The following is a 22,630-nucleotide window of genomic DNA, read 5'->3' on the forward strand; positions in this document are numbered from 1 at the left end:
CACCCCGCCGACGGGCTGCGCCCGCACCCTTTGGAGGCCCGTTTTGTACAAGCTCCTGTTCGACCACGTGTTCAAGAAGATGGACCCCGAGAAGGCCCACCACCTGGCCTTCTTCTGGGTCCGGCTGGCCTCCTCGGTGCCCGGCCTGCGCACCCTCGTGCGGCTGGTGCTTGCACCGCGCGACCGGGCGCTGCGCACCACCGCCCTCGGCCTCGACCTGCCCGGCCCGTTCGGCCTGGCGGCCGGCTTCGACAAGAACGGCGTCGGCATCGACGGTCTGTCGATGCTCGGCTTCGACTACGTCGAGATCGGCACCGTCACCGGTGAGCCGCAGCCCGGCAACCCGGCCCCGCGGCTGTTCCGCCTGGTCGAGGACCGCGCGCTGATCAACCGGATGGGCTTCAACAACCAGGGCTCGGCCCGGGTCGCCGCCCGCCTCGCCCAGCGCCCGCACACCAGCTCCACCCCGGTGGTCGGCATCAACATCGGCAAGACCAAGGTGGTCGAGGAGGCCGATGCGGTCGCCGACTACGTGAAGTCCACCGAGCGGCTCGCCAAGTACGCCGACTACCTGGTGGTCAACGTCAGCTCGCCGAACACCCCGGGGCTGCGCAACCTCCAGGCCGTCTCGCACCTCGGCCCGCTGCTCGCCGCCGTCCGCGAGGCCGCCGACCGCTCCACCGCGCACCACGTGCCGCTGCTGGTCAAGATCGCCCCCGACCTGGCCGACGAGGACGTGGACGCGGTCGCCGACCTGGCCCTGGAGCTGGGCCTGGACGGCATCATCGCCACCAACACCACGATCGGCCGCGAGGGCCTGCGCGAGAGCGCCGCCCGGATCGAGGAGATCGGCATGGGCGGCCTCTCCGGCGCCCCGCTCAAGGCCCGTGCGCTGGATGTGCTGCAGCGCCTGCGCGCCCGCACCGAGGGCCGGCTCACCCTGGTCTCGGTCGGCGGCATCGAGACCGCCGAGGACGCCTGGCAGCGCATCGTCCACGGCGCCGACCTGGTCCAGGGCTACAGCGCCTTCGTCTACCAGGGCCCGTTCTGGTGCCGGCGCATCCACCAGGGCCTCTCCGCCCGCGTCCGGGCCGGCGGCTTCCGCGACCTGGCCGCCGCCGTCGGCAGCGCCAAGGCCTCCTGACCGCGCCGAGGCCTCCTGAACCGGCGCAGCGGGCCGCCGCAGCGCCCGAATCCCCCCACCCACGCCGTACGCCCTGGAAGGACGTCATGACCCTCGCCCCCTTCGGTGCCCGCCTGCGCCACGCCCTCGACACCCGTGGCCAGCTCTGCGTCGGCATCGACCCGCACGCCGCCCTGCTCGCCGCCTGGGGGCTGGAGGACTCCGTGGCGGGCCTGGAGACCTTCAGCCGCACCGTGGTCGAGGCCCTCGCCGACCGGGTCGCCGTGCTCAAGCCCCAGGCCGCCTTCTTCGAGCGCTTCGGCTCCAGGGGCGTCGCGGTGCTGGAGAAGTCCGTCGAGGAGGCCCGTGCGGCCGGCGCGCTGGTCCTGATGGACGCCAAGCGCGGCGACATCGGCTCCACCATGGCCGCCTACGCCGAGGCCTTCCTCGCACCGGGCAGCCCGCTCTTCTCGGACGCCGTCACCGTCAGCCCCTACCTGGGCTTCGGTTCGCTGCGCCCGGCGCTCGACCTGGCCGCGCGGAGCGGCGCGGGGGTGTTCGCGCTGGCGCTCACCTCCAACCCGGAGGGCGCCGAGGTGCAGCGCGCGACCGGCGCGGACGGCGAGTCCGTGGCGGCCTCCGTGCTGCGCCAGCTGGCCGCCGAGAACGCGGGTGCCGAGCCGCTCGGCTCCTTCGGTGCGGTGGTCGGCGCGACGCTGGCCGACGCCGGCGTCGACCTGGACGTCAACGGGCCGCTGCTGGCCCCGGGAATCGGTGCCCAGGGCGCCACGATGGCGGACCTGCCGCGGGTCTTCGGCGCCTCGGTGCGCAACGTGGTGCCGAGCGTCAGCCGGGACGTCCTGCGGCACGGCCCGTCGCTGCCGGCCCTGCGGGAGGCGGCGGAGCGCTTCGTCCAGGAGTACGCGGACGCCGTGAAGTAGCGGGCGCCGGAACGCCGTCGGAGGTCGCGGAACGGCCACCCGAGACGTGGCGTGATGTGCTGCGATGGCGCGACGGGGTGGCGCGGGACCTCACGACGTGACGTGAGCGCGGTCACATCGGTGGCGTCAAAGGTCCGCAATCGCGGTCATTTTGCCCGGGAAAGTCCTGGTCGGCCTTGGCTGACCAGGACTTTTCGTGTTCTTTTCCTGACGTGGCGCCGCAATCCGGGTAGTGTCCGGCGATAGGTCATCGAAGAGCGGCGATTCCCGTTGCTCTCGCAGGTCAGAGCCATGAGGTTCCCCTGCGGCCGGTGTCCTGGGAACCAAACCAGTCATAGCTCAATCCCTTCCTTCCACACCCTGAGGTGAACGGCGTGGCTCTTCCGCCCCTTACCCCTGAACAGCGCACCGCCGCGCTCGCCAAGGCCGCCGAGGCTCGCCGGGAGCGCGCCGAGGTCAAGAACCGGCTCAAGCACTCCGGCGCCTCCCTGCACGAGGTGATCAAGGCCGGCAAGGCCGACAACGACGTGATCGGCAAGATGAAGGTCTCCGCACTGCTGGAGTCCCTCCCGGGCGTGGGCAAGGTTCGCGCCAAGCAGATCATGGAGCGCCTCGGCATCAGTGAGAGCCGTCGCGTCCGTGGCCTCGGTACGAACCAGATCGCCTCCCTGGAGCGGGAGTTCGGCGGCGGTGCCGCCTGACCGTGCCCCCGTGGTCCCGGAAGCGTCCGCGATCCGGGATAATCGGTGCATGAGTGAGCGTCCGCGGCTGACCGTGCTCTCCGGCCCCTCGGGGGTCGGCAAGAGCACGGTCGTCGCTCATATGAGGAAGCAGCACCCCGAGGTCTGGCTGTCGGTGTCGGCGACGACCCGCCACCCGAGGCCGGGCGAGCAGCACGGGGTCCAGTACCACTTCGTCGACAACGACGAGTTCGAGAAGCTGATCGCCAACGGCGAGCTGCTGGAGTGGGCCGTGTTCGCGGGCAACCGCTACGGCACCCCGCGCCAGGCCGTACTGGAGAAGCTGGAAGCCGGCGTGCCGGTCCTGCTGGAGATCGACCTGCAGGGCGCCCGCCAGGTGCGCGAGTCGATGCCCGAGGCGCAGCTGGTCTTCCTGGCTCCGCCGAGCTGGGACGAGCTGGTGCGCCGGCTCACCGGCCGGGGCACCGAGCCGCAGGACGTGATCGAGAAGCGGCTGGACGCGGCCAAGGTCGAGCTGGCCGCCGAGCCGGAGTTCGACACGAGTCTTGTCAACACCTCGGTCGAGCAGGTAGCGGCCGAACTGCTAGCCTTGCTCGGTGTAGCCTGACCTGTCTGTCTTTTCCACCTTTCGGAAGGTTTTCGCGTGTCCTCTTCCATGACCGCGCCCGAGGGCATCATCAACCCGCCGATCGATGAGCTGCTTGAGGCCACCGACTCCAAGTACAGCCTCGTGATCTACGCCGCCAAGCGCGCGCGCCAGATCAACGCGTACTACTCGCAGCTCGGTGAGGGCCTGCTGGAGTACGTCGGCCCGCTGGTCGACACCCACGTGCACGAGAAGCCGCTGTCGATCGCGCTGCGCGAGATCAACGCCGGCATGCTCACCGCGGAGGCGATCGAGGCGGCCTGAGCCGGTCACCTCTCGTTCTGTCGAACTGTCGAAGGGCCCGTCGGATTCGTTCCGGCGGGCCCTTCGGCTTTCCCCGGAGCCGTGCGCCCCGCCCGGGCGGGTGGCCCCGGGTGGGGTGGGGTGCACCGTGCCGCCGGCCGGCGGGGGGCCGTAGGGTGAGCACGTCCCGAGCGAGGAGAGAGTGGGAAGCATGAGCGCGAGCACGGACCGGGCCGACGCCCCCCGCGTCGTCCTCGGCGTCAGCGGCGGCATCGCCGCCTACAAGGCGTGCGAGGTGCTGCGGCGGTTCACCGAATCCGGTCACCAGGTCACCGTGGTGCCCACCGAGGCCGCGCTGCACTTCGTCGGCGAGGCCACCTGGGCCGCGCTGTCCGGCCGGCCGGCCGCCACCGAGACCTGGGAACGGGTCCACGAGGTGCCGCACGTGCGGATCGGGCAGAGCGCCGACCTCGTCGTGGTCGCCCCCGCGACCGCGGACCTGATGGCGAAGGCGGCCCACGGGCTGGCCGACGACCTGCTCACCAACACCCTGCTCACCGCGCGCTGCCCGGTCGTCCTGGCACCCGCGATGCACACCGAGATGTGGGAGCACCCGGCGACCCGGGAGAACGTGGCCACGCTGCGCCGCCGGGGCGTCGTCGTGCTGGAGCCCGCCGTCGGGCGGCTGACCGGCAAGGACACCGGCAAGGGGCGGTTGCCCGAGCCGTCCGCGATCTTCGACGCCTGCCGGGCGCTGCTGCGCCGGGGCACCGCCGTCGCCGATCTGGCCGGCCGGCACGTGGTGGTCTCGGCCGGCGGCACCCGTGAGCCGCTGGACCCGGTGCGCTACCTCGGCAACCGCTCCTCCGGCAAGCAGGGCTACGCGCTCGCCGCCACCGCCGCCGCCCGCGGTGCCCGGGTGACGCTGCTCTCGGCCAACGCGGAGCTGCCCGACCCGGCCGGGGTGGACGTGGTGCACGTCTCGACCGCGCTGGAGCTGCGGGAGGCCGCGATCAAGGCGGCGGCCGACGCCGACGTGGTGGTGATGGCCGCCGCGGTGGCCGACTTCCGGCCGGCCGAGTACGCCGGCGGCAAGATCAAGAAGGTCGACGGGGTCGAGCCGGCCCCGGTCGCGCTGGTCCGCAACCCGGACATCCTGGCCGAGCTCTCCACGCACCGACCCCGTTCGGGTCAGCTGGTGGTGGGTTTCGCGGCGGAGACCGACGACGTGCTCGCGAACGGTCGCGCCAAGCTCGCCCGCAAGGGCTGCGACCTGCTGGTGGTGAACGAGGTCGGCAACGGCAAGGCGTTCGGTACGGACGTCAACGAGGCCGTGGTGCTGGGCTCGGACGGCAGTGAGACGGCGGTGCCGGTGGGCCCCAAGGAGGCGCTCGCCGACGTGGTGTGGGACCTGGTCGCGAAGCGGTGGCAACCGGTCGCGGAGTGATCTCAAGGGGCGAGTATCCGGTCTCCTTTTCCGGAATCGAGTCCCGATAGCCGGTAGCTGACCGTTACACTCCAGGAATCAAGTCTTTCCGGATGTCCCCGGTCCGCCGGGGGCCTTCAGTCAGCAGCCGCTGCAACCCCAGGGAGCGCTGTGTCTCGCCGCCTGTTCACCTCGGAATCCGTGACCGAGGGACACCCCGACAAGATCGCTGACCAGATCAGCGACACCATCCTTGACGCTCTCCTCCGAGAGGACCCGACCTCCCGGGTCGCCGTGGAGACGCTCATCACCACCGGCCAGGTGCACGTGGCCGGCGAGGTGACCACCAAGGCGTACGCGCCGATCGCCCAGCTCGTCCGGGAGAAGATCCTGGAGATCGGCTACGACAGCTCCAAGAAGGGCTTCGACGGCGCCTCCTGCGGCGTGTCGGTGTCCATCGGTGCCCAGTCGCCCGACATCGCACAGGGTGTCGACACGGCGTACGAGGCCCGGGTGGAGGGTGACGAGGACGACCTGGACAAGCAGGGCGCCGGTGACCAGGGCCTGATGTTCGGCTACGCGTCCGACGAGACGCCCGAGCTCATGCCGCTGCCGATCACCCTGGCGCACCGCCTGTCGCGGCGCCTCTCCGAGGTCCGCAAGAACGGGACCATCCCGTACCTGCGCCCCGACGGCAAGACCCAGGTCACCATCGAGTACGACGGCGACAAGGCCGTCCGCCTCGACACGGTGGTCGTCTCCTCGCAGCACGCGAGCGACATCGACCTCGACTCGCTGCTCACCCCGGACATCCGCGAGTTCGTCGTGGAGCCGGAGCTCAAGGCGCTCGCCGAGCAGGGCATCAAGCTGGTCACCGACGGCTACCGCCTGCTGGTCAACCCGACCGGGCGCTTCGAGATCGGCGGCCCGATGGGCGACGCCGGCCTCACCGGCCGCAAGATCATCATCGATACCTACGGCGGCTTCGCCCGCCACGGTGGCGGTGCCTTCTCCGGCAAGGACCCGTCCAAGGTGGACCGCTCGGCCGCCTACGCGATGCGCTGGGTGGCGAAGAACATCGTCGCCGCCGGCCTCGCCAGCCGCGCCGAGGTGCAGGTCGCGTACGCGATCGGCAAGGCCGAGCCGGTCGGCCTCTTCGTGGAGACATTCGGCACCGAGACCGTGCCGGTGCTCGCCATCCAGAAGGCCGTCACCGAGGTGTTCGACCTTCGCCCGGCCGCGATCATCCGCGACCTGGACCTGCTCCGCCCGATCTACTCGCAGACCGCCGCGTACGGCCACTTCGGCCGTGAGCTGCCGGACTTCACCTGGGAGCGGACGGACCGGGTCGAGCAGCTGAAGAAGGCCGTGCAGGACTGACCTGCGGTCGGCTGATGTGATCGGACCGCAGGCGGCGGTCGCCCCGGCACAGGGGCGACCGCCGCCTGCGGCGTTGTGGGGCTCTCCCGGCGCCGTGGGCGCCGCGGCGCGTCCTGTCGGTGTGACCTGGTAGTACTGGGAGCGATGAGCAGCACGCAGGGGAGTGACGAGGCCGGGGCGGCGCCGGAGCAGCTTGCCTTCATCCGGGAGACGGTCCGCCGGGCCAAGCCCCGGACGTGGCACGGCGCCAAGCGGGCCGAGCACCTGCCGGTGGCCCGGGTGGTCGTCGACAAGGGCGTCCTGACCATCGACAAGTTCTTCGACTACGAGGTGCCCGCCACGATGGCGCAGGACGCTCAGCCCGGCGTCCGGGTGCGGGTGCGCTTCGGGGCGCGGGTGGTGAAGGGCCAGCGCGAGGGCGGGGAGCTGCACGACGGGTTCATCGTCGAGCGCCTGGAGAAGAGCGACTTCGCCGGTCCGCTGGCACCGCTCGCCCAGGTCCTCTCGCCCGAACCGGTGCTCACCCCGCAGCTGCTGCGGCTCTGCCGCACCGTCGCCGACCGGTACGCGGGCACCCTGGCGGACGTCCTGCAGCTGGCCGTTCCGCCCCGGCACGCCAAGGCCGAGGCCGAGCCCTCGCCGCCGCCCGGCCCGCCGCCCCCGGCGCCGCAGGCCGGCGGCTGGTCCCGCTACCCCGCCGGGCCCGACTTCCTCACCTCGCTGGCCGCCGGTGGCTCGCCGCGCGCGGTCTGGACGGCACTGCCCGGCCCCGGCTGGCCGTACGAGATCGCCCGGGCCGTCGCCGCCACGCTGGCGAGCGGGCGCGGCGCACTGGTCGTCCTGCCGGAGGGGCGGTCGGTGGCGCGGGTGGACCAGGCGCTCACCGAGCTGCTGGGCGAGGGCATGCACGCGACCCTGGCCGCCGAGCTCGGCCCGCGCGAGCGCTACCGGCGCTGGCTGACGGTGAGCCGCGGCTCGGTGCGCGCCGCCATCGGCACCCGCGCCGCCATGTTTGCGCCGGTGCACGACCTCGGGCTGGTGGTCGTCTGGTCCGACGGTGACGGCAGCCACAGCGATCCGCGCAGCCCGCACCCGCACGTGCGGGAGGTCGCGCTGTTGCGCGCGGCCGAGGAGGGCGCGGGCGTCCTGCTCGGCGGGCACGCCGTCACGGTCGAGGGCGCGCAGTTGGTCAGCACCGGCTGGGCCCGGCCGCTGGTGGCCGACCGGGAGACCGTCCGGCAGGTGGCGCCGAGGGTCCGTACCGTCACCGACCAGGACCAGCACCGGGACGCGGCGGCCCAGGCCGCCCGGCTGCCCTCGGTGGCCTGGGAGGTGGCGCGGGAGGCGCTGGCGAGCGGCGGCCCGGTGCTCATCCAGGTGCCGCGCCGCGGCTACGTGCCCCGGCTGTCCTGCGGGAACTGCCGCACCCCCGCGCGCTGCCGCCGCTGCGAGGGCCCGCTGGAGGCGTCGTCCGCCGACGCGCCACTGCAGTGCGGGTGGTGCGGGGAGGCCGCGGCCGACTGGCACTGCCAGGAGTGCGGTTCGTTCCGGCTGCGGGCCCAGGTGGTCGGCGCCCGGCGGACGGCGGAGGAGCTCGGCAAGGCATTCCCGCGCATCCCGGTCCGCACCTCCGGGCGGGACGCGGTGCTGACGACCGTCCCGGCGGAGCCCGCCCTGGTGATCTCCACCCCGGGCGCCGAGCCGGTGGTGGAGGGCGGCAGCGGCTACGCGGCCGCGCTGCTGCTGGACGGCTGGGCGCTGCTCGGCCGCCCCGACCTGCGGGCCGGTGAGGAGACGCTGCGGCTCTGGCTGACCGCCGCCGCACTGGTGAAGCCGTCGACGGAGGGCGGCACGGTGGTCGTGGTGGCCGAGCCGACGGCACGGCCGGTGCAGGCGCTGGTCCGGTGGGATCCGCTCGGCCACGCCGGGCTGGAGCTGGAGGAGCGGGCGCACCTGCACTTCCCCCCGGTGTCGCGGATGGCCTCGGTCAGTGGCAGTCCGGCGGCGGTGGCGGACCTGCTCGGGCTGATCCGGCTGCCCTCCGAGGCGGACGTGCTGGGGCCGGTGCCGACGACGGCGCTGCGGGGGGAGGAGCAGGAGCGGGCGCTGCTGCGGGTGCCGCCCGGGCAGGGCGCGGCGCTCGCGGCGGCGCTGAAGGCGGCGCAGATCGCGCGGATCGCCCTGCGGACGCCGGAGGCGGTGAAGGTGCGGATCGATCCGACGGACATCGGCTGAGCGGGGTGGTCGGTGAGGGTGGTGGGTGAGGCTCGCGGACGGGTCGGGTGGAGCGTGCGGGCTGCCGGGCGGTGGCCGTGGGCCCGAGGGCCCGAGGGCCCGTGCGGTTCGGCCCGCTCGGCCGGACCGCACGGACCCCAGGGGGCTCAGCCGCGCAGGGGGATGCCGGGGCGGTCCAGGGCGCCCCGGTCGTGGGTAGGGCGGTCGTGTGCGGACCGCTCCAGTACGGCCCGGTCCAGGGCGCTGCGGTCCAGGCCGCCCTGGCGGGCCGCCGGGACGGTCGCGGCCAGCCCGGTCGGGGCGGACGCGGCGGCCGGCAGCTCCTCGGAGCGGTCCGGCCGGCTCGGCCCCGGCACCCCCGGGACGCCGCCGGCCGGCACCCCGCCGGCCGCCAGCAGCTCGCTGGTCGGCCGGCGCATCCCGTAGCGCCGGTGCACCGCCTGCTTGGTGACCCCGAGGGCCGAGCCCACCGAGTCCCAGGAGAAGCCCAGCGCGCGGTCGAACTCGACCGCCGCCGCCACCAGCGTCTCCACGCTCTCGCGCAGCTCCTGCGCCAGACGCACCGTCGGCGCGGGCGCCCGCCCGTACACCACGAACCCGGCCGAGGTACTGGGGCGGCGCGGACGGTAGACGTTGCCCAACTGGGCGGTGAGCGTCCGCAGTGCATCGACCTGCCGCCGCACCCGCTCGATGTCCCGCACCAGCAGGTGCAGGCTCGCCCGCGCCCGGGCGTCGTGATTGATCTGCTCGGCCATGGCCTACGTGCCACCTTCCGTACGGTTCAGCTCGGCCGGAACGCGGTGTCCCGCGCGTCCCGGCCCCGGTCAATCTCACTTGACCAACGCCGGACCGGCCGCCGGGGTCACGCAGCCGGGCCGACTCGGGATATGCCAGAACACGATGCCGGGAGCCGAAGACCTGCACGGGAGCGGTGCGGTGGGGGCGGACGGCGCCCGGATCCGATTGCATAGACTTGACCGGTGGCCGGCCCGTGCGGGGTCCGTGGTCCGGTGGGCCCGGCCTCCCGGACGTCCGGACTCCGGAGGTCCGGACCCTGCACGCCTGGACCCCGGGGCTCCGCACGCCGAACCCCCGCACGCCGAACCCCCGCACGCCGAACCTCCGCACACACCGAACTCCCGACGGACAGGAGCCCGTACGCCGTGGCGATCCAGCCGATCCGCATCTTCGGTGACCCCGTCCTGCGGGCCACCGCCCAGCCGGTGACGACCTTCGACAAGGAACTGCGCACCCTCGTCCGGGACCTCACCGAGACCATGCTCGACGCCCCCGGCGCCGGGCTGGCTGCTCCCCAACTCGGAGTCTCCCTCCGGGTGTTCACCTATCACGTGGACGGCGTCACCGGGCACCTGATCAACCCCGACCTGTCGCTGACCGAAGAGGAGCAGGACGGCCCGGAGGGCTGCCTCTCGCTCCCCGGCCTGCGCTACGACACCAAGCGCGCGTACGGCGTGGTCGCCAGGGGCTTCACCATGTACGGCGATCCGATCACCGTCGAGGGCACCCAACTGCTCGCCCGCTGCATCCAGCACGAGACCGACCACCTCGACGGCATCATCTTCATCGACCGCCTCGACCGCGAGCGGCGCAAGGAAGCGCTGAAGGCGATCCGCGAGGCGGACTGGGGCGGCGGCCCCGCGCCCGTCGTCAGGGTCTCCCCGCACAGCACCTTCGGCTCCGCGCGCTGACCGCCGCCGCCGCGCCACCACTACTGAATTACCGCTACCAGAAAGGCCCTTGATGCGCCTCGTGTTCGCCGGCACCCCCGAGGTCGCCGTTCCCGCCCTGGACGCCCTGCTCGCCAGTGACCAGCACGAGGTCGTCGCGGTGGTCACCCGCCCCGACGCCCCCGCCGGGCGCGGCCGCAAGCTGGTCGCCAGCCCCGTCGCCCAGCGCGCCGAGGAGGCCGGGATCGAGGTCCTCAAGCCGGCGAAGCCCAGCGACCCGGAGTTCATCGCCCGTCTCACCGAACTCGCCCCCGACTGCTGCCCGGTGGTCGCTTACGGCGCACTGCTGCGCCCCGGCGCGCTGGAGATCCCCAAGCACGGCTGGGTCAACCTGCACTTCTCGCTGCTCCCGGCCTGGCGCGGCGCGGCACCAGTGCAGCACGCGGTGCTGGCCGGCGACGAGGTCACCGGCGCGTCCACCTTCCTGATCGAGCAGGGCCTGGACTCCGGCCCGGTCTACGGCGTCATCACCGAGGAGATCCGCCCGGCCGACACCAGCGGCGAGCTGCTCGACCGCCTCGCGCACTCCGGCGCCCGACTGCTGGCCGCCACCATGGACGGCATCGCCGAAGGCTCCCTGCACGCCGTCCCGCAGCCCGCCGACGGCATCACGCTGGCGCCGAAGATCACCGTCGAGGACGCCCGGATCGACTGGGCCCACCCGGCGCTGCGGATCGACCGGGTGGTGCGCGGGTGCGCCCCCGCCCCCGGCGCCTGGACGCTCTTCCGCGGCGAGCGGCTCAAGGTCTCCGGCCCGGTGAAGCTGGTGACGGACGCCTCCGCGCTCGCCCCCGGTGAGCTGGCCGTCGGCAAGAACAGCGTCCGCGTCGGCACCGGCAGCCACGAGATCGAGCTGGGCGAGGTGCAGCCGCAGGGCAAGAAGCCGATGCGCGCCGCCGACTGGGCCCGGGGGGCGCGCATCGAGTCCGGCGAGCGCTTCGAGGACGCCGCGCGCTGATGCCCGCCGAGGGGCGGCGCGCTGCGCCGGGCCCGTGCCCGGCCCCGCGTCGCCCGGGCGTCGAGGACGGGCCCCGGTCGCAGGCCGGGTGTACCTTCGGAGACGCGTCCCCGGGACATGGGGAATACTGTTCGTTCGATAACCACCGCAGCACTTTGAGGCACCTGTGAGCACACCCAGCGCCGCCCGCGCGCCCCGTCCGCACCGTCGTCCCAAGAAGGACCCGGCGCGCATCGTCGCCTTCCGCGCCCTGCGGGCCGTCGACGAGCGCGACGCCTACGCCAACCTGATCCTGCCCTCGCTCCTGCGCGAAGCCGAGCAGAAGGGCATGGACCGGCGCGACGCGGCACTCGCCACCGAGCTGGTCTACGGCACCCTGCGCCTGCAGGGCACCTACGACGCGGTCATCGCCGCCTGCATCGACCGCCCGCTCAGCAAGGTCGACCCGCCGGTCCTGGACGTCCTCTCGCTCGGCGCCCACCAGCTGCTCACCACCCGCATCCCCAGCCACGCCGCCGTCTCGGCCACCGTCGAGCTGGCCCGGGTGGTCCTGGGCGACGGCAAGGCCAAGTTCGTCAACGCCGTCCTGCGCCGGATCAGCGCCCACGACCTCGACGCCTGGATCGCCAAGGTCGCCCCGCCCTACGAGAAGGACGCCGAGGACCACCTCGCCGTCGTCCACTCCCACCCCCGCTGGGTCGTCGCGGCCCTGTGGGACTCCCTCGGCCGCTGGCAACCCGACGCCTCCGGCCGCACCGCGATCGAGGACCTGCTGCGCGCCGACAACGACCGGCCCGAGGTCACCCTGGTCGCCCGGCCGGGCCGGATCGCCGTCGGCGACCTCGCCGACGCGCTGCCCGAGGCCGAGCCCGGCCGCTGGTCCCCGTTCGCGCTCCGGCTCGCCGAGGGCGGCGACCCGGGCACGCTTCCGGCCGTCCAGGACAACAGCGCCGGCGTCCAGGACGAGGGCAGCCAGCTGGTCGCGCTCGCGCTCGCCGCGGCCCCGCTGGACGGTCCGGACCGGCTCTGGCTGGACGGCTGCGCCGGCCCCGGCGGCAAGGCCGCGCTGCTCGCCGCCCTGGCCGCCGAGCGCGGCGCCGCCCTGGTGGCCAGTGAGAAGCAGCCGCACCGGGCCCGGCTGGTCGCCCGCGCCCTGGAGGGCAACCCCGGCCCGTACACCGTGATCGCCGCCGACGGCACCCGCCCCGCGTGGCGCGCCGGCGGCTTCGACCGGGTCCTCGTGGACGTCCCCTGCTCCGGCCTCGGCGCCCTGCGCCGGCGCCCGGAGGCGCGTTGGCGCCGCCGCCCGCAGGACGTCGCCGCCTTCGCGCCGCTCCAGCGCGACCTGCTGCGCGGGGCCATCGACGCCACCCGGGTCGGCGGGGTCGTCGGCTACGCGACCTGCTCGCCGCACCTGGCCGAGACCCGGGCCGTCGTGGACGACGTGCTGCGCGAGCAGGGCGGCCGGGTCGAGTGGATCGACGCCCGCCCGCTGCTGCCCGGGGTGCCCGCCCTGGGCGACGGCCCGGACGTCCAGCTCTGGCCGCACCTGCACGGCACGGACGCGATGTACCTGGCGCTGCTGCGGCGCGCCGCCTGACGCACGGGGCACCGGGGCGTCCGGGCCGGCCAGCCGGGGGAGCTCCCCCGGTGGCGGCCCGGGCGCCCCTCGTCGTTGTCGGGGCGGTTCCACGTGGACGAGTGTCCGGCGGTCAGCTGCGTCGCGGGTGGCCCGACGGCCTGCGTCAAGTCCGTTGACCGGCCTGGTTCCTGGCGCGTTGTGCGATGGCGGCGGCGAGGCTGTCGCGGCTGATGAGGGTGCGGGGGTGGGTGTCGCCGAGGACCTGTTCGAGCTGGGCGAGGACGGTTTCCAGGAGATGGATGGCGCGCTCCAGATCGCCTGTCCCGTGGTACGCGGTGGCGAGGTTGTTGCGGCTGGTCAGGGTGTCGGGGTGGGTGCTGCCGAGGGTCAGCTCGCGTTGGGCGAGGGTGGCTTCGAGCAGGGGGACGGCGCGGTCGAGGTCGCCCGCCTCGTGGTACGCGGTGGCGAGGCTGTTGCGGCCGGTCAGGGTGTCGGGGTGGGTGTCGCCGAGGACCAGCTCCTGCTGGGCGACGGTGGCTTCCAGGAGGAGGATGGCGCGGTCCAGGTCGCCCGCCTCGCGGTAGGCGAATGCCAGGTTGTTGCGGCTGGCGAGGGTGTGGGGGTGGGTGCTGCCGAGGATCCGCTCCTTCTGGGCGACGGTGGCTTCGGACAGGGGGATGGCGCGGTCGAGGTCGCCCGCCTCGCGGTAGGCGGCCGCCAGATTGCCGCGGCTGCTCAGGGTGTCGGGGTGCGTGTCACCGAGGGCCAGCTCCAGAGCGGTGAGGGTTGCTTCGAGCAAGGGGATGGCCTGCCCGAGGCCTCCGGCCGATTTGTGGGCGATGGCCAGGTTGTTGCGGATGGTCAGGACGTAGGGGTGAGTGTCGCCGAGGGTTCGCTCGCGCTGGGTCAGGGCGGCGAGGAGCAGCGGAATCGTGCGGATGCTGTGGCCCTGGAGGTAGAGGTACTGGGCGCCCGTCTCGTAGCGGTCGGACGTGAGGGTGTCGTGGTGGTCGGCCGGGGCCGTGGTGGCGAGGGCGACGAGGTGGGGGATCACGCCTTCCCAGGCGGCGCAGGGGGCGGTGCCGGGCTCGGGGAGGGCGTCGAACGCGTGGGCGACGGCGTGTTCGGCTTCTGCGCGGCCGCGGTGGTCGGGTGTGGTGCGCAGGACGGTCTGGACGAGGCGGTGGATGCCGACGGTGGTCGGGGTGAGGGTGACCATGCTGTACGAGGCGAGGGTGCCGAGGGCTTCGGCGATCTCGTCCTCATCTTCGGCGAGCCGGTTCAGGAGGGTGACGGATATGTCGTCGGGGGCCAGCCAGGCAAGGGTGTGCAGGACGGTGACGGCGAGCGGGTCTCGGCCGGCGAGGGCTTCGAGGGTCTGCGTCCAGACGCGCGCGATGGTGCGCCCGGCGTCGATGCCGTCGGCGGCCTTGTCGAGCTTGGCGCCCAGCTTGCGGCGGTAGGCGGCGATGCCGACCGTGCGGTTCTGGTCGAGGTAGGCGCGGGCCTGGTCGAGGGCGAGAGGGAGGTGCCCGAGCTCGGCGGCGAGCAGTCGGGCCTCGCGGAGTTCGTGCGGGTCGGGGTCGGGGTCGCAGAGGAGGGCGGCGGCCTCGTCGGGGGCGAGGACGCCGAGGGCGTGGGTGGGGGTGCCGCGGGGCCAGCCGGTGGCTCGGCGGGTGGTGATGAGGAGGTGGCCGCCGATGAGGGAGCCGAGGTAGGGGTGCAGGTCGCGTGGGTCTTCGGCGTTGTCGAGGACGAGGAGCCAGCCCTGGTGCCAGTACAGCCAGTTGAGTGCCCAGGTGGCCCGTTCCTGTTCCGAGGAGTTCGCGGCCCAGGTCGGGGCGAGGCGCGTGGCGAGTGCTGCGAGCGACTGTTCGATGCGCGCCGGGGACTCCGCGTTGATCCACCAGCGGAGGGAGTAGCTGTGGCGGTGCAGATGGGCGTAGGACAGGGCGAGGGTGGTCTTGCCGATTCCGCCGAGGCCGTGGACGGTCGGCGACTGGGTGACGGCGGAGCTGCCGTCGCTGTCCAGCACGCGGCGCAGCCAGGCGAGTTCGTCCTCGCGGCCGACGCAGACCGGTCGTGGACCGAGGTTGTTGCACCCGGGCGGCGCCGGTGTCTCCCGGGCGGAGGCGAGGGCGACGGGGGGCAGCAGGATGTCGCCGGTGACGGCGATGCCGACGGTGTGGGCGGCGATCGACCGCGGGCCGGCGGCGGTGCCGAGGGGGTCGGGGTCGGTCACGAGCCGGTGTGGTGCCCGTCGCCGGTGATGGCGGTGCCGATGGTGTGGGCGGCGATGGAGCGTTCGCCGAGGGCGGTGATCGTGATCGCGCTTGCGGTCTGACCGGCGATCAGATCGGTGATCTCGCTGCGGAGTTCGGCGTCCTCGTGCAGGGCGGCGCGCAGGTGCAGGCGCAGTGCGGCGGTGGCCGACGCGAGGTCCGTCTCCGCGTCCGCCACGGCCTCCTCCAGCTCCGCGCGCTCGGCCGCGTCGCCGCGTCGCCAGACGCGCTGGAGCAGGCGGCGGCCGGTGTTGGCGGTGGCGTCGGCCGCGGCGTCCTCGGCGCGGGTGAGGACGGCGGTGCCGTAGGCGCCGAGCGCCCCGGTCAGGAAGGGGCCTGCCTGGGTGAGCAGTTCGGCGATCTCGGTGCTCAACGGATCCATCCCGGGGAGAGGTCGGTCGGCTGTCGGCGACCATTCTCGCACCCGGTGGCAGCGGCGGTGGTGCCGTTCGGCTTTCGCCGGTCGGGGGCGGGCGCGGAGGCGGCGGAGCGTGCGGGTGTCCTCGAAGTCGACGGCGTCGGCGGTGGATTCGGGCGTCGTGCCGGCTCCGGACACGGCACGGTCCGGTCGGCTGTGCGCGGTCACCGGTCACCGGTCACCGGTCGGGGGCGGAGGCGGGGCGGTCGGTGAGTCCGGTGCCGCCTATGCGGGTGGTCAGACCGGCCAACAGGGCGATGTCGTCGGGGCTCCAGGAGGGCGCGGCGAACACCTCGTCGGCGACGCGTTCGGCGGTGGCGCGCATGTCCCGGAGCAGGGTGCGGCCCGTGTCGGTGAGTGCCGCGTAGGCGACCCGGGCGTCCCGGGGGTCCGGCTCGCGGGTCACCAGGCCGATGCGTTCCAGTGGGGCGAGCCCGCGGGTGACGCCGGAGGGGGTGAGGCCGAGCGCCTCGGCGAGGTCCACCCGGCGCATCCGGCCGCCGGGTGCCTGGCCGAGCCGGAGCAGCAGGGTGAAGTCCGCGAGGCTGACGCCGTGCAGCCCGCTGAGGCTCGCGTCGAACCGCCGTACCAGGGCCGTCTGGGCCCGGACCAGGCGCAGGGCCGCGTCCAGCGTGGAACTCATTGCCACCTCCTTGACTGCTCAAGTATAGCTGTGGACTGAGCCGCCGAGGAGGTGGCGGAGCGGGGGGTGCGGAGTCAGGCGGTAAGGGGCCGGGCGGTGTGGATCAGGCGGTGCGGGCGGCGCGGCGTTGGCGCTTGCCGACGGCGGCCTGGGAGAGGTCCTCGGCCTGGGAGCGGAGGTTCCTGTAGCCGTAACCGCGCTCGTCGAGCCAGGATTTCGCTGCCGCCTCGGCGCGGTCGGCGGCCGCCAGGATGTCCTCCTCGGCCTCGCCCGCGTCCAGGAAGCGGAAGGTGAAGGCGGGGCGGGCGGCGAGCTCGTAGCTGAGGTGGCCCTCGGGCGTGAACGACGCGTACAGGACGTCGTGTTCGGCGGCGCGGGCGAGGAGTTCGGCGTGCTGGTCGGCGTCGAGGCCGTCGAAGACGCCGCGGACGGTGATGCGGAAGGTGCGAGTGGTCATCCCTCGACCCTAGCCAGCGCGGCCGGTCCGGTTCCACCGTGTTTTCGTCGCCGGCCCGGTGGGACTGGGCCTGGTGGCGGGCGCGCGTCGGGCCCCACCCGGCGACGAGGTGGGGCCCGACGGGTTCGACGGCGTCCCGGGCGGGGCTCAGGCTTCGCGCAGCGCGGCCTCGTTCGGCGCGGCCTCGTTCGGCGCGGTACCGGTCGGAGCCGGCTCCGCGTCATGCCGCGCGCCGTCCTTCCCGCCCAGGGCCGGCCAGGTGATCCGGGTGGCGCAGAGGGAGACGACGGCGGCGGACGCGGCCACCGCCGCCATGCCCCAGACCAGGCTGCTGGAGTCGGCGATGAATCCGATCACTGCCGGTCCGGCGAGCAGGCCCGTCGTTCCGGTGGCGGCGACCAGCGCCAGCGCGTCCGAGCCCTGTCGGGCCGCGGCCACGTAGATGCACGGGGTCACGGCCGCGACGCCCAGCCCCACGCAGGCGAACCCGAGCAGTGTCGGCACCACGCCGCCCGCCAGCAGCGCGAGGGCCAGGCCGACGCCGGCCAGCAGGCTGCCGATCCGCACGATCCGCCCGTCGCCGAAGCGGGTGCGCCAGCCGTCGGCGAAGATCCGGGCCGCGACCATCATGACCGAGACGACCGCGATGCCCAGCGGTGCCAGCTCGGGCGCCGCGTTGACGACGTCCTTCAGGTAGAGGGCCGACCAGTCGTTCATGGCGCCCTCGGTGACGGTGCCGAACACCATCGCCAGACCCATCCAGACCGTCACCCGGGAGGGCAGGGTCAGCCCGCGCTTCTTCTTTGGCTGCGGCTGCTGTTCCGTGGTCTCCCGCGCCGCGTCCTCGGCCGTCCGGTCGTCCGTGAGCATGCCGGTCCGGGCGAGTCCGAGCAGCAGCAGGAGGACGACGGCGGCCAGGGCGAAGTGCACGGAGAGGGTGGTGGTGAAGGCGTTGACGCCGGAGGCGAGCAGCGCGGCGAGCAGCGATCCGGCGCTGAACGTGGCGTGCAGCCTGGACATCGCCGTCCGCCGGTACCTGACCTCCAGGGCGGCGCCCTGCGCGTTCATCGCGACGTTGAGGCAGCCGACGGCGATGCCGTCGAAGCAGGCGACGGCCAGGGTCACCGGGTAGTTCGGCGCGACGGTCAGCCCGAGCAGCACCAGGCCCAGGCAGATCGCCGACAGCGTGGCGAGCAGCCGCGAGCCCAGCCGTTTCATCAGCGCCGCGACCAGCGGGAAGGAGACCGCCGCACCCACGCCGCACACCATCAGCAGCAGGCCCAGTTCGGCCTCGCTGAGGTCGAGCCGGCTCTTGAGCGCGGGCAGGCGGGAGACCCACGTCGCGTACTGGAAGCCGAGGAAGCAGAACAGGCCGGCGATGGCCAGTTGTGCTCGGCGGTAGTCATCGCGGAGGCGGAGCATGTTCAACGGACCATCTCGTCTTTCAGGCGCGACCCGGGGAGTGGGTCGTGGGGGTGCGGCGGCGCCCCGGAGCGGGTGGTGAGGGGAGCCGTGGGGGCGGGTGTCGCTCGGAGGCGCATGGACATGTAGACCGCTCGCGCGCCGTAGCTCTCCGGGAGCTCGACCTCCGGGTCGGCGCGGTATCCCAGCGGGGCCCAGAAGGCCTCGCTGCCCCCGACGGCCACCAGGGAGACGGTCTCGAACTGCCGCACCCGTGCCGTCTCCGCGAGGTGGCCGTGCATCAGGGGCGCCAGCCCCCGGCCGCGCAGCTCCTCGGTGATCACCACGTCGTGCAGGTGCAGGTTCGTCGTGCGGAAGCCGGACGCCTCCGCTCGGCCGAGGTCCGGGTACCGGTGGAGCGGGTAGGGCAGGGCGAGCAGGTAGCCGCCGAAGCGCCCCCGGTGCTCCAGCACGAAGCAGGTGGTGGGCGAGGCCCGGCCCCTGGACTCCAGCGACGCCCGCCCCTCGGACAGGCCGCTCGCACCGTAGGTACGGGCCTCCAGGGCCTCGACCTCGTCCCAGTCCTCGGCGGCCAGCAGTCGCACGCGGACGCCCTCGGCGATCTCGTCGGCCGTCATCGGGACCCACCCTCGGCGACGTCGGCACCGCGGACGCAGGTGTAGGGGAGCGGATCGAACCCGTTGAAGCCCTGGGTGGTGTACGCGGTGGCGTAGGCGCCGCAGGAGAAGATCCAGACCGGATCCCCGGAGGCGGCGGCCGCCGGCACCGGGACGAGGCCGTCCTCGTCGGCGTACGCGTCGTCGCTGTCGCAGGTCGGGCCGGCGACCACGGCCGGGACGTACGCCCCGTCGGGGTGGGCGGGGCCCGGGTGGGACGGGAACTCCATCCGGTACTGCAACTCGTCCATCTCGTACAGGCCGTTGAACTTGCCGCAGCCCAGGTAGAGCCAGCGCTGGCGCTCGCCGTCGAGCTGCTCCCGGGAGGTCAGCCGGGCCACGTGGGTCCGGATCGCGCCGTGGTCCGCGACCAGGTGGCGCCCCGGCTCCAGGAGGAAGTCCAGGGGCGACGCCGACACCTCCTGGAGCTGCTGCATGCCCTCCCGGATCACGGCGAACATCTTGTCCACCGGCGGATCGAGCGGCCGCCCCCGCTTGTCGAGGACGCCCAGGGCGGGCAGACCGCCGCCGAGGTTGACGTGGTCCAGCCGGATCCCCCGCCGCTCCAGCTCCTCGATGACGGTGGCCAGCGAGTCCAGCGCGCTCTGCCAGGCGTCGGAGGTCATCTGCTGCGACCCGACGTGGACGGACAGGCCCGACGGCGTCAGGCCCGCCGCGCGCGCCGCCTCCAGGACCAGGACCGCGTCCGCGGCCGAGCAGCCGAACTTCCGGCTCAGGCCCCAGAGCGCGCCGTCCCCGGTGGTCGCGACCCGGCAGAACACGCGGGCGCCGGGGGCGTGGACGGCGAGCGCCGCCACGTCCTCCAGGCTGTCCGTCGCGAAGTCCCGGACGCCGAGCCGGTGGACCTCGGCGATGTTGCGGTCGGACTTGATGGTGTTGCCGTAGTGGATCCGCTCGACCGGTACGCCGGTGCGCAGCGCCTGCGCGACCTCCTGCGGACCGGCCGCGTCGAAGCCGGCGCCCGCCTCCGCCAGGCAGGCGAGGACTTCGTCCACCGGGCACGCCTTCATGGCGAAGCGGACCGCCACGCCCGGCAGTTCGCGCAGCAGCGCGGTGTACTGGCCCTCGATCCCGTCCAGGTCGTAGATGATCCGGTCGTCGGTCGCGGCCGCCAGGGCGGTGCGCAGGGGTGTGTTCTCAGACATCGTCGATAGCTCCAGGCCCGGCTAGCGGACCAACTGCTCGGCGCCGGCGGCCTTGCCCGCCCGCACCAGCGGGCCCCAAGCCTCGATCAGCAGGGCGAAGTCCTCGGTGTCCGCCTGTGCCTCGTCGAGCAGGCGGTCCCGCAGGGTGACCAGGTGGTCGGCGAACTCGGCGTACCTGCCGCCGAGTTGCCGGTAGGCGCGGTCGATGACGGCCAGTCGGCGGACGTTCTCCGCGCGGTCCGTCCCGATGCTGCGCCGGACGGAGTCGGCGATCACGGCGACCCGCACGCGGTGCTCGTCGTCGAGCAGCGCACCGCCGGCCGCCTCCATGTCGAAGTACACCGGGTAGAGGTAGAGCATCGACAGCAGGAACTTGGTGAACCGCAGTTGGTAGGCGGTGAATCCGGGGCCGGTCCGCCGTTCGGGGGTGTAGTAGTTCACGATGTGGCGGTTGTGCACCACGCCGGGCAGGGTGGCGTCGCGCACCACGTGCAGCAGGAAGTAGTCGCTGCCGATGGTGTCGGTCGCGGACGGCAACGGCAGGCGTTCGTACACCTCGTGGTCGATGCCGATGTTGCACATGTCGATCCGGAAGATGTCCGGGACGTCCAGGACGGCGCGGTCGAGGGTGAACGGGTCGGTGCCGCCGCCGACGAAGGAGTCGTCGACCAGCTCCCGTCGCTCCCGCTCCGACGCCCCGGTCGGCGCCCAGAGGCCGACGACCTCCTCGTACACGGCCGGGTCCAGCTCGCGTATCTCGCCGATGTCGACGGAGAGTTCACCGACGAAGGAGCCGCCGACCAGTGCCACCGGCTTCTCGGCATGCGCCGGGTCCAGTGCGTTCTCGGTGACGCCGGCCGCCGCGTCGGCCGCCCGCCTCCCGAGGGAGAGCAGCTCGTGGTGGATCGGGAAGACCGGGCTCCCGTCCAGGACCTGGTAGTGGCTGTCGGAGTCGCGGCGGTGGACGGAGCGGCAGCCGAGGGCGGCGGCGATCAGGAACGCCCGGTTGGTGCAGGCGCCGTAGGAGACGGCGGCCGGGAGCATCAGATCCAGCACCCGCGCCGGCTCGGCGACACCGGAGTCCTCGATCACCCGCCGCAGGAACTCCCGCTGCCGGGCCTCGTCGAGATGGTGCACGAACACGCCCGTCGTCGCGGGGAGTTCGCCGACCGCCTTGGCGTGCACGGCGAACGTCGGCTCGTCCGAGGAGTCCAGGACCAGCAGGTGCACCTCGACGCCGAAGTGCCCGGCGGCGTACGCCGCCTCCTCGCCGATCGACGCGATGGTGTCGGCGCAGGCCCGGTTGGTCGGCAGGGTCAGGCAGATCCGGTCCGCGCCGGTGGGCCGGGTCACGCGTCGCCGTCCCGGCCGCCGTGCCAGGACTCCAGCCCCAGCAGCTTCGCGCCGAGGTCACTCAGATCGGCCTTGCCGTAGCGGAGCGACTCGTGCTTTCGCGGGTCGCCGACCAGCGTCCTGTTCCAGGTCGGGGTGGAGAGGTCGCGCCAGGAGGCGATCCGGGAGGCCTTCAACTCCTCGTGCTCCTCCAGCGCCGGCATCATCGAGAGGTACTGGACGGCCCGGACGCCGCGCTCGGAGGTGTTGCGGGCCACCCCGTGGGCGAGCATGCCGTTCCAGATCAGCAGGTCACCGGCGCTCAGGTCGGGCCGGACCACCGGGAACTCCGTGCGGTCGACGGCGGGCCGGATCGGGTCGCGGTCGGCCGGCTGGGTGGCCTGCCACCGGTTGAACTGCCGGAACAGCTCGGGGTCGCACTGGAAGCCCCCGTGGTCCGGCCGGGTGTCGTTGAGCGCGATGATCCCCTGGACGCGCTGCGGCAGGTTGCCGAGCGTGGTGTCGACGTCCCAGTGGAGCTCGATGTCGAAGCCGGTGTCCGTCGGCTCGATCAGGGCGCGGTCACGGTTCCCGACGTTCGGCGGGTTGAGGTTGAGCCGGTCCAGCGTCACCCAGAGTTCTTCGCAGTCCCAGACGTCGACGAACGCGTCGTAGACCCGCTGCGCCTGGCGGCTGTCCCAGATCAGCTGGTGCTGGTAGGCCTCGACGAAGCCGTAGATGTGCAGGTGCTGGGCCAGTTCGTCGGCGAAGTCCCGCTCCTCGTACCAGGTTTCCGGCCGCTGCGGGTCGAGGCCCTGGAAGTCCCAGGCGAAGTCCAGCAGACGCTTCGCCGCCTCGGCGGGGATCGCCTCCTTGACGACGACGTACCCGTACGTCTGCCAGAAGGTGTAGTCCTCCTCGGAGAGCACGCGCAGGGGCCGCGACTTCTCGATGTCCTTCAGCGGGGTCCGGGCGAGGTAGGTCTCGCCGTCGTTGCTGAAGTACGGGATGTCGGAGGCGGCCCGATACAGGTATCCGTCAGGCTTCGGCATGCAATCACTCCAGAGGTCGGGAAACTACTGCGACCGGGTCGAACCACCGTTTCACGGGTGGCTCCTGACTCCCGCTCGCTCCGCTGCTCCCGTGCCGTGCCACGCGCGGAGGCATCGCCGCGGACCGGCGTCGCAGGACGGCCGACCGGCGGCAACGGGTGCCCGGGCGCGGACGGTTCGGGGCGCGGTGGCCACGAACGGCCGGTGGGGGGAAGGGCT

General features: G+C 73.4%; 21 protein-coding genes. 11 read left to right on the top strand and 10 right to left on the bottom strand.

The genetic code is table 11. From position 1 onward, the window contains the following. Nucleotides 1–43: 43 nt before the first annotated feature. The 8 genes from AB0J08_RS30485 to AB0J08_RS30520 all read left to right on the top strand — a co-directional run bounded on the left by AB0J08_RS30485 (nt 44) and on the right by AB0J08_RS30520 (nt 8,695). On the top strand, nt 44–1,144 hold the full coding sequence (locus tag AB0J08_RS30485) for a quinone-dependent dihydroorotate dehydrogenase (protein ID WP_360641077.1): 1,101 nt from the start codon (nt 44–46) through the stop codon (nt 1,142–1,144). A gap of 86 nt (nt 1,145–1,230) precedes the next feature. Continuing rightward, entirely contained in the window at nt 1,231–2,064 is an 834-nt protein-coding gene (gene pyrF, locus AB0J08_RS30490; protein ID WP_360641078.1) for an orotidine-5'-phosphate decarboxylase, read from the top strand. A gap of 374 nt (nt 2,065–2,438) precedes the next feature. Then, on the top strand, nt 2,439–2,765 hold the full coding sequence (gene mihF, locus AB0J08_RS30495; RefSeq protein WP_030056187.1) for an integration host factor, actinobacterial type: 327 nt from the start codon (nt 2,439–2,441) through the stop codon (nt 2,763–2,765). 49 nt (nt 2,766–2,814) lie between these two features. Beyond that, complete coding sequence (gene gmk / locus AB0J08_RS30500) at nt 2,815–3,372, top strand: guanylate kinase (protein ID WP_360641079.1); 558 nt, start codon at nt 2,815–2,817, stop codon at nt 3,370–3,372. A gap of 36 nt (nt 3,373–3,408) precedes the next feature. Next, a complete protein-coding gene (gene rpoZ / locus AB0J08_RS30505; protein WP_030240625.1) occupies nt 3,409–3,675 on the top strand; it encodes a DNA-directed RNA polymerase subunit omega in 267 nt (88 codons plus the stop codon). 190 nt (nt 3,676–3,865) lie between these two features. Further along, nucleotides 3,866–5,101: a bifunctional phosphopantothenoylcysteine decarboxylase/phosphopantothenate--cysteine ligase CoaBC gene (coaBC, locus tag AB0J08_RS30510; protein WP_360641080.1), complete on the top strand. Its 1,236-nt coding sequence runs from the start codon at nt 3,866–3,868 to the stop codon at nt 5,099–5,101. A 150-nt stretch (nt 5,102–5,251) separates the two neighbouring features. Further along, nucleotides 5,252–6,460: a methionine adenosyltransferase gene (metK, locus tag AB0J08_RS30515; protein WP_360641081.1), complete on the top strand. Its 1,209-nt coding sequence runs from the start codon at nt 5,252–5,254 to the stop codon at nt 6,458–6,460. Nucleotides 6,461–6,604: 144 nt separating this feature from the next. Next, a complete protein-coding gene (locus tag AB0J08_RS30520) occupies nt 6,605–8,695 on the top strand; it encodes a primosomal protein N' (RefSeq protein WP_360641082.1) in 2,091 nt (696 codons plus the stop codon). Between the two features lie 146 nt (nt 8,696–8,841). Here AB0J08_RS30520 and AB0J08_RS30525 read toward each other — a convergent pair whose 3' ends face one another. Continuing rightward, nucleotides 8,842–9,450 carry a hypothetical protein gene (locus tag AB0J08_RS30525; RefSeq protein ID WP_360641083.1) on the bottom strand — a complete coding sequence of 203 codons (609 nt, stop codon included), beginning with the start codon at nt 9,448–9,450 and terminating at the stop codon, nt 8,842–8,844. Nucleotides 9,451–9,858: 408 nt separating this feature from the next. Between AB0J08_RS30525 and def the strand changes: the two genes are divergently transcribed. From def to AB0J08_RS30540, 3 genes are all read left to right on the top strand, one after another. Next, the gene (gene def / locus AB0J08_RS30530; protein ID WP_360641084.1) at nt 9,859–10,404 is read left to right on the top strand and encodes a peptide deformylase; all 546 of its coding nucleotides are present in this window, start codon (nt 9,859–9,861) and stop codon (nt 10,402–10,404) included. 52 nt (nt 10,405–10,456) lie between these two features. Beyond that, the gene (fmt, locus tag AB0J08_RS30535; RefSeq protein WP_360641085.1) at nt 10,457–11,401 is read left to right on the top strand and encodes a methionyl-tRNA formyltransferase; all 945 of its coding nucleotides are present in this window, start codon (nt 10,457–10,459) and stop codon (nt 11,399–11,401) included. A 166-nt stretch (nt 11,402–11,567) separates the two neighbouring features. Next, complete coding sequence (locus AB0J08_RS30540; protein WP_360641086.1) at nt 11,568–13,001, top strand: transcription antitermination factor NusB; 1,434 nt, start codon at nt 11,568–11,570, stop codon at nt 12,999–13,001. Between the two features lie 145 nt (nt 13,002–13,146). Here the strand turns inward: AB0J08_RS30540 and AB0J08_RS30545 are convergent, their stop codons facing one another. From AB0J08_RS30545 to AB0J08_RS30585, 9 genes are all read right to left on the bottom strand, one after another. Continuing rightward, nucleotides 13,147–15,225 (bottom strand): tetratricopeptide repeat protein, encoded by a 2,079-nt coding sequence (locus AB0J08_RS30545; protein ID WP_360641087.1) that lies wholly within the window; start codon nt 15,223–15,225, stop codon nt 13,147–13,149. Continuing rightward, nucleotides 15,222–15,638, bottom strand: coding sequence for a hypothetical protein (locus AB0J08_RS30550; protein WP_360641088.1), 417 nt, complete (start codon nt 15,636–15,638; stop codon nt 15,222–15,224). Before AB0J08_RS30550 ends, AB0J08_RS30545 begins: the two co-directional genes overlap by 4 nt. A gap of 223 nt (nt 15,639–15,861) precedes the next feature. After that, complete coding sequence (locus tag AB0J08_RS30555; RefSeq protein WP_360641089.1) at nt 15,862–16,326, bottom strand: MarR family transcriptional regulator; 465 nt, start codon at nt 16,324–16,326, stop codon at nt 15,862–15,864. 103 nt (nt 16,327–16,429) lie between these two features. Further along, on the bottom strand, nt 16,430–16,783 hold the full coding sequence (locus tag AB0J08_RS30560) for a DUF6204 family protein (protein ID WP_360641090.1): 354 nt from the start codon (nt 16,781–16,783) through the stop codon (nt 16,430–16,432). Between the two features lie 147 nt (nt 16,784–16,930). After that, a complete protein-coding gene (locus tag AB0J08_RS30565) occupies nt 16,931–18,205 on the bottom strand; it encodes an MFS transporter (protein WP_360641091.1) in 1,275 nt (424 codons plus the stop codon). A gap of 2 nt (nt 18,206–18,207) precedes the next feature. Further along, nucleotides 18,208–18,822, bottom strand: coding sequence for a GNAT family N-acetyltransferase (locus tag AB0J08_RS30570; protein WP_360641092.1), 615 nt, complete (start codon nt 18,820–18,822; stop codon nt 18,208–18,210). Further along, complete coding sequence (locus AB0J08_RS30575) at nt 18,819–20,027, bottom strand: type III PLP-dependent enzyme (protein ID WP_360641093.1); 1,209 nt, start codon at nt 20,025–20,027, stop codon at nt 18,819–18,821. The genes AB0J08_RS30570 and AB0J08_RS30575 overlap by 4 nt, the downstream gene beginning before the upstream one ends. 21 nt (nt 20,028–20,048) lie before the next feature. Next, nucleotides 20,049–21,380, bottom strand: coding sequence for a DUF6271 family protein (locus AB0J08_RS30580; RefSeq protein WP_360641094.1), 1,332 nt, complete (start codon nt 21,378–21,380; stop codon nt 20,049–20,051). Further along, nucleotides 21,377–22,411, bottom strand: coding sequence for a phytanoyl-CoA dioxygenase family protein (locus AB0J08_RS30585; protein ID WP_360641095.1), 1,035 nt, complete (start codon nt 22,409–22,411; stop codon nt 21,377–21,379). The genes AB0J08_RS30580 and AB0J08_RS30585 overlap by 4 nt, the downstream gene beginning before the upstream one ends. Nucleotides 22,412–22,630: the final 219 nt, after the last annotated feature.

It is taken from the genome of Kitasatospora sp. NPDC050463, assembly GCF_040655255.1.
Lineage (GTDB): Bacteria > Actinomycetota > Actinomycetes > Streptomycetales > Streptomycetaceae > Kitasatospora.